At 69.4% G+C, this 14,115-nt stretch carries 10 protein-coding genes and 1 CRISPR repeat array; of the genes, 2 read left to right on the top strand and 8 right to left on the bottom strand.

Annotated features, from left to right (window positions below):
* Positions 1–30: 30 nt before the first annotated feature.
* The gene (locus ACZ4E1_RS07025; protein ID WP_467536590.1) at positions 31–1,281 is read left to right on the top strand and encodes a hypothetical protein; all 1,251 of its coding nucleotides are present in this window, start codon (positions 31–33) and stop codon (positions 1,279–1,281) included.
* Positions 1,250–2,929 (top strand): AfsR/SARP family transcriptional regulator, encoded by a 1,680-nt coding sequence (locus ACZ4E1_RS07020; RefSeq protein ID WP_467536589.1) that lies wholly within the window; start codon positions 1,250–1,252, stop codon positions 2,927–2,929. The genes ACZ4E1_RS07025 and ACZ4E1_RS07020 overlap by 32 nt, the downstream gene beginning before the upstream one ends.
* Before the next feature lie 233 nt (positions 2,930–3,162).
* A CRISPR array of direct repeats spans positions 3,163–3,588; the repeat unit is 29 nt; unit sequence GGGTCCATCCCCGCGCGTGCGGGGAGCAG.
* Positions 3,589–3,681: 93 nt separating this feature from the next.
* On the opposite strand, the gene cas2e is transcribed toward ACZ4E1_RS07020, so the two are convergent.
* The 8 genes from cas2e to cas3 are packed head-to-tail and all read right to left on the bottom strand — an operon-like array spanning position 3,682 to position 12,990.
* On the bottom strand, positions 3,682–4,035 hold the full coding sequence (gene cas2e / locus ACZ4E1_RS07015; RefSeq protein ID WP_467536587.1) for a type I-E CRISPR-associated endoribonuclease Cas2e: 354 nt from the start codon (positions 4,033–4,035) through the stop codon (positions 3,682–3,684).
* The gene (cas1e, locus tag ACZ4E1_RS07010; RefSeq protein WP_467536586.1) at positions 4,032–4,988 is read right to left on the bottom strand and encodes a type I-E CRISPR-associated endonuclease Cas1e; all 957 of its coding nucleotides are present in this window, start codon (positions 4,986–4,988) and stop codon (positions 4,032–4,034) included. The genes cas2e and cas1e overlap by 4 nt, the downstream gene beginning before the upstream one ends.
* A 4-nt stretch (positions 4,989–4,992) precedes the next feature.
* On the bottom strand, positions 4,993–5,766 hold the full coding sequence (gene cas6e / locus ACZ4E1_RS07005; RefSeq protein WP_467536584.1) for a type I-E CRISPR-associated protein Cas6/Cse3/CasE: 774 nt from the start codon (positions 5,764–5,766) through the stop codon (positions 4,993–4,995).
* Positions 5,766–6,485 (bottom strand): type I-E CRISPR-associated protein Cas5/CasD, encoded by a 720-nt coding sequence (gene cas5e, locus ACZ4E1_RS07000; RefSeq protein WP_467536582.1) that lies wholly within the window; start codon positions 6,483–6,485, stop codon positions 5,766–5,768. The genes cas6e and cas5e overlap by 1 nt, the downstream gene beginning before the upstream one ends.
* On the bottom strand, positions 6,482–7,681 hold the full coding sequence (gene cas7e, locus ACZ4E1_RS06995; protein ID WP_467536581.1) for a type I-E CRISPR-associated protein Cas7/Cse4/CasC: 1,200 nt from the start codon (positions 7,679–7,681) through the stop codon (positions 6,482–6,484). Before cas7e ends, cas5e begins: the two co-directional genes overlap by 4 nt.
* Complete coding sequence (gene casB, locus ACZ4E1_RS06990; protein WP_467536580.1) at positions 7,678–8,334, bottom strand: type I-E CRISPR-associated protein Cse2/CasB; 657 nt, start codon at positions 8,332–8,334, stop codon at positions 7,678–7,680. The genes cas7e and casB overlap by 4 nt, the downstream gene beginning before the upstream one ends.
* Positions 8,331–10,022 carry a type I-E CRISPR-associated protein Cse1/CasA gene (gene casA / locus ACZ4E1_RS06985; RefSeq protein ID WP_467536578.1) on the bottom strand — a complete coding sequence of 564 codons (1,692 nt, stop codon included), beginning with the start codon at positions 10,020–10,022 and terminating at the stop codon, positions 8,331–8,333. Before casA ends, casB begins: the two co-directional genes overlap by 4 nt.
* Positions 10,015–12,990: a CRISPR-associated helicase Cas3' gene (gene cas3 / locus ACZ4E1_RS06980; RefSeq protein WP_467536576.1), complete on the bottom strand. Its 2,976-nt coding sequence runs from the start codon at positions 12,988–12,990 to the stop codon at positions 10,015–10,017. The genes casA and cas3 overlap by 8 nt, the downstream gene beginning before the upstream one ends.
* Positions 12,991–14,115: the final 1,125 nt, after the last annotated feature.

Below are 14,115 nucleotides of genomic sequence, written 5' to 3'. Positions count from 1 at the left end.
CACATCGCCGAGGCGAACGAGGGCAAGGTCATGGTCGACGGGAGCGTCTTCCGCACCGACGGACCGATCCAGCCCGGATGGGTGCTTCAGCTGCCGGCCGACGTGCCGCGCATCGACAGCGTCAGCGCTCCCGGCGCTGAACACAGGGCGCCTGTCGCCGAGGACGGCAGAGCCTCGGGTGCGGGTCAGGGGGACGGTGTGCGAGCCCACTCCGATGCTCACGAGGACAAGGAACGCGTCGTCGCGCCTGGGGACACGATCTCCGAGATTGCCCGCGAGGAGACCGGAGACGCCGGTAACTGGCCCAAGGTTTTCGAGGCCAGTCGCGGTGAGCAGCCTGCCGGCCTGCCGTCGATAGTCGATCCGGACCTGATCGTGCCCGGCCAGCGCGTGACCATTCCGGCGGCTCTGCAACCCGGCGCCGACACCGAAGGCCCCGCAGAGCAGGAGAAGCAAGAGAAGCCGGAGAAGGGGTCGGGCTCCGGCAAGGACGAGTCCGGAGCCTCCGACGGTGGCCAGGACGCGCCCGGCAGCGGCAGCGGCAAAGAGCAGGATCCGTCCGATCACGGGAAGGATCGTCCTGCGGACGACACACCGAACCGGGACGACAGCGGCGACCGCGAGGCCGGGGCCGGTCAGGGCGAGGCAAGCCCTCGCGAGTCGGCGAAGCCTTCCCAGCCCAGCCGAGAGCGTGGCGGGGCGACCTCGCCGTCGGGTGATGCCTCGGCTTCCGCTCAACCGTCGGCTCCTGGTGCGGCCGAGCGCACCGGCGATCCGGCTGCGGACAGCACCGATGCACCTAAGCAGGCGCCCGAAGGCTCCATGGTCAGCGCCGAGTTGGGGCTTCAGGTGTTCGGGCTGCTCGCCGCGGTCGTGACCGCGTCCCTCGGCGCGCGGCGGTTGTGGCAGTGGCGCGCACGCCGTCCCGGTCAGCGGGTTGCTGTGAGCGAGCCGGAGCCGGTCGAAAGCGTCCTCGAGGAGGCGGCGCACGACGGCGCTGAGGGCGTGGAGCGCCTTCATGCCGCCCTCGCCCTGCTGGCCTCACACAAGACCGACGGGGCGCCGCCGGTGCTGCGGGCGGCTCGGATCACCGCGGACAGCGTCCAGGTCCTGCCCGACGACATCAGCCTCGACGTCATCGCCCCCTTCACCACGGTGGAGGCCGGGTGGTGGACTCTCCCCCACACCGCTCCGCTCGACGACGGGGGGGCGGGAGGCCGACGCATCGGTCGAGTGGCCGTACGCGGCGATGGTCACGCTCGGCGCCACTCCTGGCGGTGAACTGCTGCTCGCCGACCTGAGTACGTGGCAGGTCCTGCTCGTCGACGGCAGCGCCGAGGAGCGGGCACAGGTGATGGCGGCGATGGCCACCGAGCTCGCCATAGGCCCCCACGCAGACCACGTGGAAGTCCTCGCCTCCGGTATGGGCGCGATGGCTGCGGGACTGCGGGCGCTGGGCGTCCAGTACCTGGCCGACCCGAGGCTCGCGGCCGGCGAGTTCGCCCAGCGGGTCCTGGAGGCCATACAGAATCCTGAGGAGGCCGGCCTCCCGTATGTGGTGCTGTGCGCTGCGGAGGCCGACGAGGACGTCATCTGGCAGCTCGCCGAATCCCTGGAACGCGGCCAGCATCACACCCCCTGCATTCTGGTGCTCCCGGCCACGGCCGCGAACATCTTCCCGGTCGAGGTCATCGATGCAGGGACTGACCAGCCGCAACGGGTGGACGAGATCGGTGCGGACATCGTTCTGCAGCGCCTCGACGCCGCGACCCTGAACGAGCTCGCCGACGCGGTGGGGCGTGCCCAGGAGCCGGCCGAGAAGGCGGAGGGGGTGTGGGAACACGTGCCGCCAGAACCCGTCAAGGTTCCAGGCCCCACCGTCCACGCTGTCCAGGCCGCTCCCCAGCCTGTTCCGGCGGAGCCCGACGACAGCACGGAGCCTGCCGGCAAGGACGAGTCGTCGGATAGTGAGGAGCCAGGGCAGCCGGTGGTGTTCCAGGCGCTGCTGGGCGCCGGCGTGGATCCCAGCGCGGCAGGCCTGCGCCCGGTGCCGTCCCAGGAGACGGAGACCGCGCAGCCAGAGGTTCCGATCGGCCCGAAGTACCGGATCCCTGCGGTGCATTCCCTCACGAAGCACGAACGGGTTCCGGCCGCCGAAGAGACTGCCGGTGACCGCAGGCTGAGTGAGGCAGGGCCCGCGGATGCGGCGCCGCGCCTTCGAGTGCTGGGCGACCTCGCCGTGGACAACGTCGACCAGGAGCTCTCGCCACGGCTCGTGGAACTGGCCGCGCACCTGGTATTGAAGCCGGGCAGCAGCCCCGACCGGCTCTGCGAGGACCTCGGAGACCCTGAGCCCTGGTCACAAAGGACACTCAGCGCCCGGCTGCGGGACCTGCGCATAGCGCTGGGTGAAGACCCGGACGGGAACCCGTACGTGCCGCAGCGCAAGGGGAAGAACGCCCCCTATGCGGTGTCGGACGGGGTGCGGTGTGACTGGCACGAGTTCGAGCGGTTCGCCGAACTCGGACTCAGCCGGGGCGCCGACGGGCTGAACTACCTCGAGCGGGCGCTCGCGCTCGTCAAGGGGATTCCGCTGGGGACGCACGGCGCGGCGTGGATGAGCGGGCTCCGGGCCCGGATGCAGGCCGACATCACCTCCGTCGCGCACACGGTCGCCGCCTACCGCACCCAGGACGGGCCGTATCAGGACCTCCCGAGCGCCCGCGCCGCCTGCCGGACCGGACTCGCGGTCGACTCGTACTGCGAATGGCTCCACCGGGACCTGACGCGCGCCGAAGCCGCCGCCGGCAACCACACCGGACTCCGCACCGCAATCGCGACGTGGCGGGACATGACCAACAGCCTTCCCCCAGGGCAGACCGACCGGGAGACGAAAGCACTCGTCGACGAACTCCTCGACGCCGGCTGACCCATCCCCCGGCGTTACTGGCGGCAATCTCACGGGCGGCGTAGGACACCAGTTCCTGCGGCGCCGCATCGTCTGACGCTGCCGCCACCCTCATCGTGGCCCCCTAGAACAGACCCTCCTGGGAGGTGCCCGTCGCCGTAGCCGGCACCATCCCCGCGCGAACGAGGACCAGGCAACGGCGGCCCGCAGCCCAACCATCGGCAGTTGGGGAGCCAGGTGCAGCGGCTGCGGTGGGGGCCATCCCCGCGCGTGCGAGGAGCAGTGGTCGCGCTTGTACTTGAAGTTGGTCGACCAGAGTCCATCCCTGCGCGTGCGGGGAGCAGTCCAGCCCGGATCCCGACACGGACACCGTCCGGGGTCCATCCCCGCGCGTGCGGGGAGCAGCAACGTGCTGATCCGCGCGTGCGGGGAGCAGCAACGTGCTGATCAACATGGTCTGAGGAGACGGGGTCCATCCCCGCGCGTGCGGGGAGCAGAAGTCGGACCCGGCCGGCATCGACATGACCAAGGGTCCATCCCCGCGCGTGCGGGGAGCAGGCCGACGTACCAACCGGTCATGCCGTGGCGGAGGGTCCATCCCCGCGCGTGCGGGGAGCAGTCGGTGAGGTCGGGCCACAGGTTCGTGACGCCGGGTCCATCCCCGCGCGTGCGGGGAGCAGACTGGTTGACCTGGGGGTTTTGGCTGGGCTCCGACTTGAATGCAGCAGTTTCAGAAATTGCGACGTTTGTGTCAAGTCGGTAATAAGTGTGCGTCACTTGCTGAACCGGCGTCGCTTCGCTGCCTTGCTCCAACCCCTTGCGGGGCCCTGTGGGCTGGCTGGTTCGGTGGCTGTTGGGTTCGGGCGTCGGATCAGTGTCAGGCCTTCATGGTCGACCGGGTGCCAGTTGTGGTCGTGGGTGCGGAAGGCGAAGCCCTGTTCGCTGTTCGTCGTGTAGGCGAGCAGGGCTCGGCCCTGGTCGGCGTACTGGCGGACCTCGTCCCACAGGGTGTCGCGGATTCGTGCGGACGGATTGCCTATGAACACTCCTGCCGATATCTCCAGCAGCCAGCGTGTGAGGAAGCCGCGTAGGCCTGCTGGGCAGTTGGTCAGGACGATGACGGTCACCAGGTCATCGCCTCGTCCCCGTAGTTGCGGCCGGACGGGACTTCCCTGCCTCGGTCGCTCTGGAGGGTGACCGTGTCCCGGTCCGGGGTGAGCGGGGAAGCGTCTTGGCCGTTTGGCAGCAGGAGGCGCTTGATGTCGTCCACGCACCTGTCCAGTAGGGAGGTCTCGTTGATGCGGTCGCGTAGTGCACGGCGGGTGCGAGATGGCACGTCTTCTTCGTCTTCGGCTGCGATGTCGAAGGCGAGCGGGATGCCGAGTTCGGTTTTGTAGAGGTCGGCGATGTCCAGGACGAAGGAGAGTTCGTGGCCGGAGTGGACAAAGCCGAGTGCCGGGCTGCAGCCGAGGGAGGCGACGACGGCGTGGGCGACGCCGTACATGCATTGGGCAGCTGCGGTCAGGGCTTGGTTGACCGGGTCGCTGGAGGTGAGGTCGCCGGGAGTGTATTTGCGGCCCTGCCATCGGATGCCGGTGCGGGTGGCCTGAGCCCGGTAGCAGTCCTTCACCCGCCGTCCTTCGCGGCCGAGGAGTTCCTGGCGGGTGAGTGTGGACGGGTCTTCGTCCGGGAAGCGCCGGCGGTACATCGCGCGGGCGACGGCCAGGCGGCTGCGGGTGTTGGCCCATTGGGTGGCCTGTGCCTCGGCGAGGGCGGAGGAACGGGTCAGGGCGCGTCCGCCAGCGTAGTAGCGCACTCCTTGCTCGCCGACCCAACAGACGGCGGCGCCTGTTTCGCCGAGCACGGTCATGGCCTGGTGGGTGATCCTGGTGCCGGGGCCGAGGAGCAGGGTGCCGATGGTTGCTGACGGGATGTGGGTGGTGCCTTCTGCGTCTTGTGCGGTGATGGCGTTGGAGTCCCGGTGCACGGTGCAGCGCTCGAGGTAGACGAAGGAGAGCCGTTCGCTGGTGCGGGTGAGGTGGCGTGGGGTGAGGGCGGTGCGCTGGGAGACTGTGGTCATCGGGTCATCCGGTGGGGATGGGGGCGAGTGTCATCAGGCCGCAGCCGTAGGCCTTTGCTTTGCCGAGTCCGTGGGTGAGGGTGTGGCGGAAGGTGTCCGGGTCGGTCACTTCCAGGCGTCCGTCGAAGGTGACGGTGACCAGGTTGACCGGCCTCTTGCGTGCTCGCGTGGTCGCGTGGTCGGACTTGTCGAAGGTCAGGGGACGCTTGTCGCTGACGGACAGTTCGTACTGGTCGCCGTGGTGTGGATGGCCGGTGTGGGTGGTGCCTTGCGGGAGCAGTCGCTTGCTGTCGGGCTTGTGCAGGATGCGGAAACCGGCGGGTTCCTGGCGCTTGAGGAGCCAGGCCATCTGGTGGACGGGGGTGATGTGTGCGGTGCGTTTTCTCGGTTCGTCGGGTGTGCGGCGGATGGAGTGCACCGGGTTGGCGGTCAGCCGGAATTCCCAGCAGTCGCCTTTGGACAGGCGGTTCAGGAAGGGGGTGTAGGGGTGCGTCTGCCAGCCCGGTGTCTGTGGGTCGGTGGCTGCGGCGGGCCAGCCTGCCTGCTCGACTAGGTGGGTGAGGTCTGGTCGGGACGGGCTGACGATGTAGAGGAGTACCTCGGCGCGGGCGTTGCGGTCGATGCGCCACAGGATGCGGGGCTGGCCGGATTCGGCCGGGTCTGAGGGGAGGAGGGTGGGGAAGGAGGACATGACGGCCGCGTGCAGTGCCTGCGGTACCCCCAGTAGGCGGCGGGCTCCAGGGCGCGCGGTGTTCATTCGGAAGCAGGTCAGGAACATCAGGGACTCTCCTCGCCGAGTGCGGCGACCGGGTCGTGCCGGTGTGCATCTGGTGGACGGTGATGGGGAATCTCCACCGTGGTACTGACAACAGAGCGCATGGCGTGGCGGCGGTGCGCGGAGTCGAAGCTGACCGGCTGGTCGCGCAGGAGGTCGCCGTGGATGGTGTCCTCAGTGGGTTCGTACAGGACGTGGAGGGGCTCGGCGGTGCGGCCGGCGCGGCGTCGGCGGTACCAGGGTGATGCCTGCCAGGGCAGTTCGCGGAGGGTCTGGAGCAGGTCCGTGTTGTGGCGGAGGGCGAGTTCGACGGGCTGGGCGGGTGGGCAGGAGCGGCGGCCCAGGAACGGCGGGTACACCGGTGTGCGCAGGGCCTGCTGCAGGTCGGTGAGGAGTGTGCGGTCGCCTTCGACGGCGGCTACGAAGACGGCGTCGGCGAGGTAGAAGCGCTCGGACAGGGGCATGGACTTGCCGGTGACACCGTGGTGGGCGGTGTGGAAGTCTCGCAGTCGGGTGCCGGGTTGGTCGATGCGTACGCCGAAGCGCAGTGCGGCGAGCGGCTGCAGGTTCTCGTCGTCGCCCCGTGCGATGCCTTTGGCCGCGGCGAGCAGGCCGATGACTGCGCTCTTGGTGGGTGCGGACTCGGTGGTGCGGCGGGTGAAGCGGGCGGAGGATCCCCAGGACTGAAGTGGGCCGGCCAGCCGCAGGGTGAGCACGCTCATGCGGGCTTCTCCATGCGTTCGGCGACGGCCTGGCCCACTGCGGTGACGAGCGTGGCGAGGTCGGCTGGTTCGGTGCCGGTGCCCGCCAGTTTCTGAGTCTGGGGCCCCACGCGCAGCACCCAGGTCAGGGTGGTCTCGTCGTCTCCGTAAGCCCGTTCGATGTCGGGGATGTATTCCGCCAGCCGCTCCGAGGCTGCGCGCATGTGTCCGCCCTGGTCGTGGCGTACGGGGTCCTCGAAGGCCGAGACGAAGCTGATGGGGCGGGTGGTGCGGAGCTTGACGATGACCGCGTCGGGGAGTGTGTGGTGGCCGAAGGTGTTGATCTTCCCGGTGGGCAGGGAGGTGACGAAGGCGTGGAGGAAAGCCTGGACCGCGCGGCGCACCGGGGTCGTCGACGGTTCGTCCTCGCGCAGGCCCTGGCCGAGGTTCTCGGCGAGTTGGTGGATGCCGAGGGCGGCGTACCGGTACAGGGTGGCGGAGTTGAAGTCGATGGTGCCGATCATGCCGGCGCCGGTTTCCTCCTCGCTGTTCTCGTCGTCGACGGCGGTGTAGTAGTCGGACTCGGTTTCGGCACGGTGGACGCTGATGGCGTGGGCGACCTGGACGGCGGCGTCCACGCTGAAGTCGGCCGCGTCCGCGACCATCCGGCCGAAGAGGGCGATGTCGACGGAGTGGAGGCTGTCGGCGATCTCCTTCGCCCGGTCCTTGTTCTTCTTGTCCTTCAGGTACGCGGAGATGTCCGCGGCGCCGTCGACGGCGAGGCGGGCCAGGCCGTCCAGCTGCCGGGCGCTGAGGAATACCAGGTACTTCGCCTCGGGCGCCGGGGCCGGCTCCCCGTCCTTGCCCTTGACAGCGTCCGCTTTACGCTTGGGCACCTCGGTCTTCAGGCCGGTCGCCTTGATGGTCTCGTCCGCCAGACCCAGCGCCGCGCCCGGCGTGAGGGAGGGGTCGAGGCCGGTGATCCTGGCGGCGAGAAGCTCCACGATCTTCTTGGTCCGCACGCCGAGTTCGCTCGCATCCAGCAGCTTGTCGGTGGTGAAGCTGGTGCGGGTCGCCCGCTTCCACGCCTGGCTGGAGACACGCGCCCGCGGCACGCCCCCGTACAGTGCGGTCTTGGGTGCGCCGGTGTCGTCCCGGTTGATGTTGCTGGGCGGGACGGTCTGGAGGGCGTGGACGTCGAGGAAGATGCGGTTCACGAAGATTCCTTGTCGGTGGTGGCGGGCTGTTCGGCGGCCGGGTTCTTCTCGTACCAGGCGTGGTAGGAGCGGCCCCACTCCCGGCGGACCCGGTCCGGCCCGCCGGGCAGCTGCCAGGTGTAGAGCTGTCCGGCGAGCAAGGCGTAGTCGAGCGCGATGTCGTCAGTGCGCAGCAAGGTGACGATGTCGCGCAGCCGCTGCGCCAGCACCGTCAGGTCCGGTGCGGTGCCGGCCCGGACCATCCGCTTGCGCAGAGAATCGTTCTCGCCGTGCTGCATCATGCGGCGTACGGCTGCGCCGAGCCCGCGGTCGTCGTCCCGGCGGTTGGCCTTGTGCATCGCGGAGCTCCGGGACTGCTGATGCACGGCCCACAGGGTGAGTGCCACGTGCAGGGCGTCCTCGGCGCGGATCAGCTCGTGTTCCCTCAACAGTGGGGCTCCGTCGAGAGGTTGATGCAGCTGTGAGGTGTCGATGAGGTCCCAGAGGTCGGGCACCTGGCCGGCCTCGCGACCTGCGCCTCGCCGGAGTCGGGCCAGGGCGGCGACGTCCTTGGCCTCGTCGCGCAAGTAGCCGCGCTGTCGTTGTCCGATCTGCTCCCCGGCAAGCCGCACGACCCGTTCGCGGGTGGTGAGGGACTCGGTTTCTGTGGTCATACCTGCGCCTTCTCTGGGGTTTGCGGCGCCGGAAGGGCTGCTGCGTCCGCCGGCGTGTCGGAAGGGGCGGGGTGGCCGAGGGCCTTGCGCAGAGCCCGGCGGAACCAGGCCTCGGCGAGCGCCGAGTTCAGCCACTCGGTGCCCTTCTTCAGCTCGATCGTTCTGCCCTGCCATGCAGCGTCACCTGCCTCTTCGGTCAGCCGGCGGCCGATCCGGCTGACGATCCGGTGGACGTCGCGCTGCCAGGCGGCGCGGGCTTCGTCGAGGTCGTCCGCTCCGGCGAGTGCGGTGAGCCAGGCCCGGTACGGTGCCTCGAGTTCGCCATAGGTGCGATCACGTGCCGCGGCCCGCCGCCCTTCGGGCTCGGTGCCGGCGGCGCGGGCGAGGTTCATGGCCAGGTCACCGAGCGCGTTGACGGCGCCATCGGCGTCACGGACCGCCTCCACCGCCTGCTGGCCGTATCTGCGGTCCTCCTGGTGGAGGAGCACCACGGCCATGGCCACATGGTCGTCGACGATTTCATCGATCACCGACTGCTGGGTCCCGTACTGCGCACCGATGACTCGCGCCCGGATCAGGAACCCCTTGGGCAGGTACCGCTCGGTCACCAGCCGGGACACCCACTCCAAGATCCCGGGACGCAGGTGTTCGGGAGCGTCCGACCCCTGTGCGGCCTCGGTCCGGCTCGTGACGAGGGAGGCGATTCCGCGCCACGCTCCGCGAGCGGGATCGTGCTCGCGCGGCAGATACGCCTGGGCCTCGCCGTGCTTCTTCTCCTGCGCCCTGCTGCGCCGCCACGCGGTCATCGGCTCGTGCTGCTGCTTGTTCCGGGCGGTGAGGGGGTCGCCGTAGCCGAGGACGACTGCGTGCACGCCTTCGTCGTCGAAATGGAGTCGCAGGCGGCGCGTCTGCCACGTGTACAGGTCACGCAGGCCTGTCGGCGTGCGCTCGGCGCCGCCCGGTCCGCAGGGCTCGCGTCGCCAGGCGGGACGGTCCTTAACGTCGATGCGCAGATTGTTGGTGTCCGCGGCAATCAGGTTGAGCAGCAGGGTCTCGCGCAGGGTTCTTCCCTCGGCGAAGACTCCGCCGAGAGTGCCGGCCCAGCCGACCCCGAGCGGGTACACCTTGCCGTTCTTGACCCGCTCGTCGCCGACCGCTCCGCTCTTGATGCCGGAGGTGTCGTAGGCGTGAGCGTGCACGACCCACCGGGCGGCCTCGGCGAAGGTGAGCCGGCTGACGGCGGGCTGCCTCGCGCTGAAGAACGGCTCGCCATTGGGAACGTCGGCCACGATCCGGTTGAGGGAGAACACTTCGTCGTTCGCCGTGTGCAGCCCGGCGGTCTGGAAGAACGGGACCTCGGGATGCAGCAGGTCGAACCGTCCGCGATGCTCGTCAAGATAGCCGCTGAGAGGGGCGAAGCACTGCTCGTCGTCCCACAGTTGCGACCACGCCTCGATGTCTTGCGGCCCTTCCAGAGCATCGTGCGCGGCCGCGAGCAGCAGACGCACCAAAGCGAACTCCTGGGTCGGCAGGTCGCCGACGATCCTCCGCAGTACTGGCGCCTGCTCGAACACCTCCCGCAACGAGAGCACGTCCTGCTCGCCACTGCATCTGAGCACCGGAACCCATGGCTGGGAGACCAGGTCGAAGGTCGGGGCGTTGCTGCTGGTGTCGCGTAACTCAGGCACGGGTCACCTCAAGGCCGTTGGTGTTGCTGTACGTGAGGTCGAAGCCTGCCAGGTGGGTCTGACAGTCCTCGTCGAGCGCGAGGATCAGCTGGCCCGCGAGCCAATGGCAGTCCTTCGCCTGCCAGGCCCGTACGTACAGACGCTTCTCCAGTTCGTCGATCGCCCGGTCCATGGTCCGGGGGTCTGAGAACTGGATCGGCAGCCGCAGTCCGCAGCTGGCGGCGGCCCTGGCCGCGTGCAGGGGCGGCGGCTGGTCCTGGGGCAGTTCGAGTCCGCCGAGCTGTCTGCCACGACGGTCCGTGCCGAGCCACGGCATGGTGGTCAAGGTTCCGTCGCCGCGTCGCTGCACGACGACGACCTCCAGGCTCTCCCGGCTGTCCCTGACCTGAGCGCGCCCGGCAGGGGTGTCGTCCGCGTCGCCCACGCCAGCGGCAACCCATCCGAAAAGGGGCCTGCCTGCACGGCCGACGCCGTCCAACCGGAAGACACAGGCGCGCTCTTCCTGGTCCCTGCGGTGCTTGTCGTGCTGGGCGCGTGCCTTGCCCAGCACGTCGGCCCAAGGATCCGGCTCGACCGCTTCCTTCACGTCTTCGGGTTCTTCCGCGTAGGCCCCCTGCACCAGCGGGCTGATGTCCGCAGGAAGTTGTACGGGGCGGCCGCCGTCCTGCCCGTCGAGGTGCGGCTGCAGGGCGGCTGCGGCACGCAGCAGCGTGTACTGCCCGTACACGGCGACGGAACCTCGCACCGGTGCCGGCACGTCGGCATGCCATTCGGTGCCGGTGACCAGGCATCGGGCCTGACGCAGCCGCTGCGGGCGTTCGCTTTGTCCTTCGCCTCTCTGGTGCCGGTGGAGGCGGCCCATGCGCTGCAGGAGCAGGTCGACAGGGCACAGGTCGGAGACGAGGAGGTCGAAGTCGACGTCGAGAGACTGCTCCGCGACCTGGCTGGCCACCACCACATGCGGTCCTGCCGGCCGGCCGTTCGCCTTGCCTGGCGGACCGAACAGCTCGAGCAGGCGAGCGTCGTTGGCGGCACGGTCCACATCGAGGAAGGCGGAGTGGGCGACGGTCACATTCGCGTCCCCGAACATCTTGCGCAGAGCCTGCGCCGCCTCGTGGACCCGTCTGACCGTGTTACGCACGACCAAGGCACAACCTCCGCCGGAGAGCTCTTGACCGAGACGTTCGACAAGAACGTCCAGGTCGTCGTCCAAGCGCTCCAGTCGGACGTCCGTGGCACGCCCCGATGCGGCGGGACGCCTCATGACGGGCGAGCCGCCTGGGGTCACTGCGGTCAGCAGCGGATAATCGGCGGACTCGGCCACCGCTGCGAACCGGTCCTCGGTCATGGCTGCGGGCGCGGAGGGCGTCCGTGGGTTCGGTCCTGCGTACGCTTCGACGAGTTCGCGGCGCCGGGCGGCCGGCAGCGTGGCGGAGAGCACCACGACCGGCACCCGGTAGGAGCCCAGCCACGACAGCACCCGGTCGAGATAGACACTCATGTAGGTGTCGTAGGCGTGTGCCTCGTCGATCACGACGACCTTGCCGGCCACGGCGAGGTGCCGCAGCGCAAGGTGACGGCTCTTCAACCCGGCGAAGAGCAGCTGATCGATGGTGCCCCCGACGAACGACGACAGCATGGCCTTCTTGCGGCCGCGCAGCCAGGCGTGGGCAACGAGCTCGGCCGGGGCATTACCGGCACCGTGCGCGGACTGCCCCTCGCCCTGACACGGTGCATCGATGTCGACCGCGGCGATACGGTTTCCGCCCGCCATGAGGTCGGTGAAAGTCTCGTTGAGTGCCGCTTTGGAATGCGCGAGGTGAACCGAGTGCCGGCTGCCGCTCTGCGTGGGCAGCCGCTCCAGCCAGTCCAGCAGCCGGGGAAACATCGCGTTCCCGGTGGCCATCGTCGGCAGTGCGAAGAACGCGCCGCCCGCGCCCGAGCGCGCGGCGAAGATCTCTGTCACCGCCAGTGCCGCCTCCGTCTTCCCCTCCCCCATCGGCGCCTCGACGATCATCAGCCCCGGCTCGTCCATGGCCCTGGCCAGCTCGACCGCGGCCTCCTGCACGGGGCGGACCTGCGCACCGGGCGGAAGGTCGAAGCGTGCGGCGAACACCGCGTGCGAACTGCCTGCGGGCGTCTTCGGGCTCCAAGGCCCGGGCAGGTTGAGACCTCGCCAGGCGGCCGCAATCCGCTCCTCGTCACTACGAGGGGTGTCCTGGGGAAAGTACGGGAAAAGGTCGGGGTTGCTGGCGATCCAATCGGAGACGATGACGAGCGCTGTCAACAACACCTGTGCCGGCTGCGGGAGTTTCACCTCCCGCCACTGCGGTATGAGGTCCCGCACGCCGTACTCCTCGGCGCACGCCTCGAGCAGCTCCTCCTGGACCTGCCGCCAGACCGCCGCGCTCGCACCACGCGTACGCAGCAACTCCTCGTGATCCTCAAGGGCATTGATCTGGCCATGCTCTGCAGGCACCCCGTGATGCCCGCCCACGACGACGGTGAACTGCCCGGTCTGCCGGGGAGCCCAGCCGTGCCGCTCCTCCAGCCACTCCCCCAGGAGCAACTGGCCGGCCAGGCCGTGCGGAGCAAGCCTGCGATCGGGTCCCATCGCGCTCTGCGAACGCATCGCGAGCCCGTGCCGCCTCATCCGCTCAGCGAGCGGCTCCACCTGACAGGCGAACGCCGGGGTGGCCTTACCGATGTCGTGCACTCCCGCCAGCCATACGGCCAGCTTCCGCCCGTCGACTTCACCGCCGGGCAGCGCGGCAGCGATCAGCCTCCGCACGTTCGGAGAAAGCCATTCGTCCCACAACAGCCCGGCCACCGCGGCACTGTCGTCCATGTGCCGCCACAACGGCAGCCACCCGTCACCATCCCGGTCATGCTTGGCCCACACGGACCTGGCCGGCTCCCCCAACCTGCCCTTGAGACCCAACCGGTCCACCACCGTTCCGCTCGCCATGACAGATCAATACAGGCACGACACAGACACTGTGAGCAGAATGCGAAAGTACAGCGAAGGACTATCGAATTCCGATACTCAAGGGATGCAGTGTGGTATTAGACCCAGAACCCGGCGTCCGAAATGCCGGATTTCACGAAAGTGCGGAATCCCGCCCCACGCGCAGGATAGAACCGCAGGTGAACAAGCCTGCTCCCCGCACCCGCGGGGATGGTCCCGGGCAGCCCGTCAGGCAGTGGCGTGCAGGGTGCTGCTCCCCGCACCCGCGGGGATGGTTTAGCACCCGGCGGGTGCGGCCCGGGCGCCTCCGGAGCGCCCCGTTCGAGGACGACACCGCCGTCCAGGAAGTAGTTGCGCAGTGCGAGGTAGCGGCGTTCGAATCCCGAGGCGAGGTGCTCGGCACGCTGGACGTCATCGGCGGTCGGCCAGCGGCTTGCGGCCGTGACGCCGTCCTGTACCAGGCGATCGAGGAGCGCGCCCGTGTCCGGGGCTTCGCCGAGACGGTCGCGCTCCTCGGCGCAGCGACGGTAGATCCTCTGCTCGAGTGCGTAGCGGCGCAGCGTGCTGGGGCTCACGGCTTGGCCGCGGGTTCCGAGGACGCCGGCCTCGGCGAGCTTCTGGGACAGTTCCTCGAAGGCCGCGGCCCCCATGGGCTCCCGCGCGTGGGTGCGCACGTAGTCCTGGTAGGCGAGGAAGTACTGGTCGGGAACCGTCAGAGCGGGCTTGGACGCGGTCTCGTCAGAAGCGTCGTCCTCCGCGGGTCCGTCGACGGGCACGTCGACGATGGACCGCTGCTGCTGTGAGGGTACGGGCGCGGGGTGCTCACCGAACGCCCGTTGCTCCCCCGGCAGCGTCTGTGCTTCGCGTGACGTCGGCCCCTGGGGCTCGGCTTCGTGTTGCCCGGTCGCCGGGTTCGCAACCTGCGCCAGCAGAAGACGGTCCTCGGGTGCATCCAGGCCGTGGCGCTCGCGCAGGTAGGCCGCGAACGTCACCGCGTCGGAATTGGCGCCGAACTCCGCGACGTAGTCCTGGGCAACCTGCTCGTAGAAGCGTGCCCACTCCTCCGGCGACGCTTCCTCCACATTGGACACCACGGGGCTCGAGGGCTCGGGTCCCTCCGCCTCT

It is taken from the genome of Streptomyces sp. NPDC025806 (assembly GCF_055558275.1).
The sequence above is the reverse complement of the archived record's forward strand: the minus strand, read 5'-3'. Positions and strand labels throughout refer to the sequence as shown.

What these genes read in the sequence shown, in the direction of transcription:
- ACZ4E1_RS07020 (WP_467536589.1), top strand. Translation starts at nt 1,250, where the DNA reads ATGGTCACGCTCGGCGCCACTCCTGGCGGTGAACTGCTGCTCGCCGAC.
- cas3 (WP_467536576.1), bottom strand. Translation starts at nt 12,990, where the DNA reads ATGGCGAGCGGAACGGTGGTGGACCGGTTGGGTCTCAAGGGCAGGTTG.
- cas1e (WP_467536586.1), bottom strand. Translation starts at nt 4,988, where the DNA reads ATGACCACAGTCTCCCAGCGCACCGCCCTCACCCCACGCCACCTCACC.
- cas5e (WP_467536582.1), bottom strand. Translation starts at nt 6,485, where the DNA reads ATGAGCGTGCTCACCCTGCGGCTGGCCGGCCCACTTCAGTCCTGGGGA.
- ACZ4E1_RS07025 (WP_467536590.1), top strand. Translation starts at nt 31, where the DNA reads ATGGTCGACGGGAGCGTCTTCCGCACCGACGGACCGATCCAGCCCGGA.
- casB (WP_467536580.1), bottom strand. Translation starts at nt 8,334, where the DNA reads ATGACCACAGAAACCGAGTCCCTCACCACCCGCGAACGGGTCGTGCGG.
- cas6e (WP_467536584.1), bottom strand. Translation starts at nt 5,766, where the DNA reads ATGTTCCTGACCTGCTTCCGAATGAACACCGCGCGCCCTGGAGCCCGC.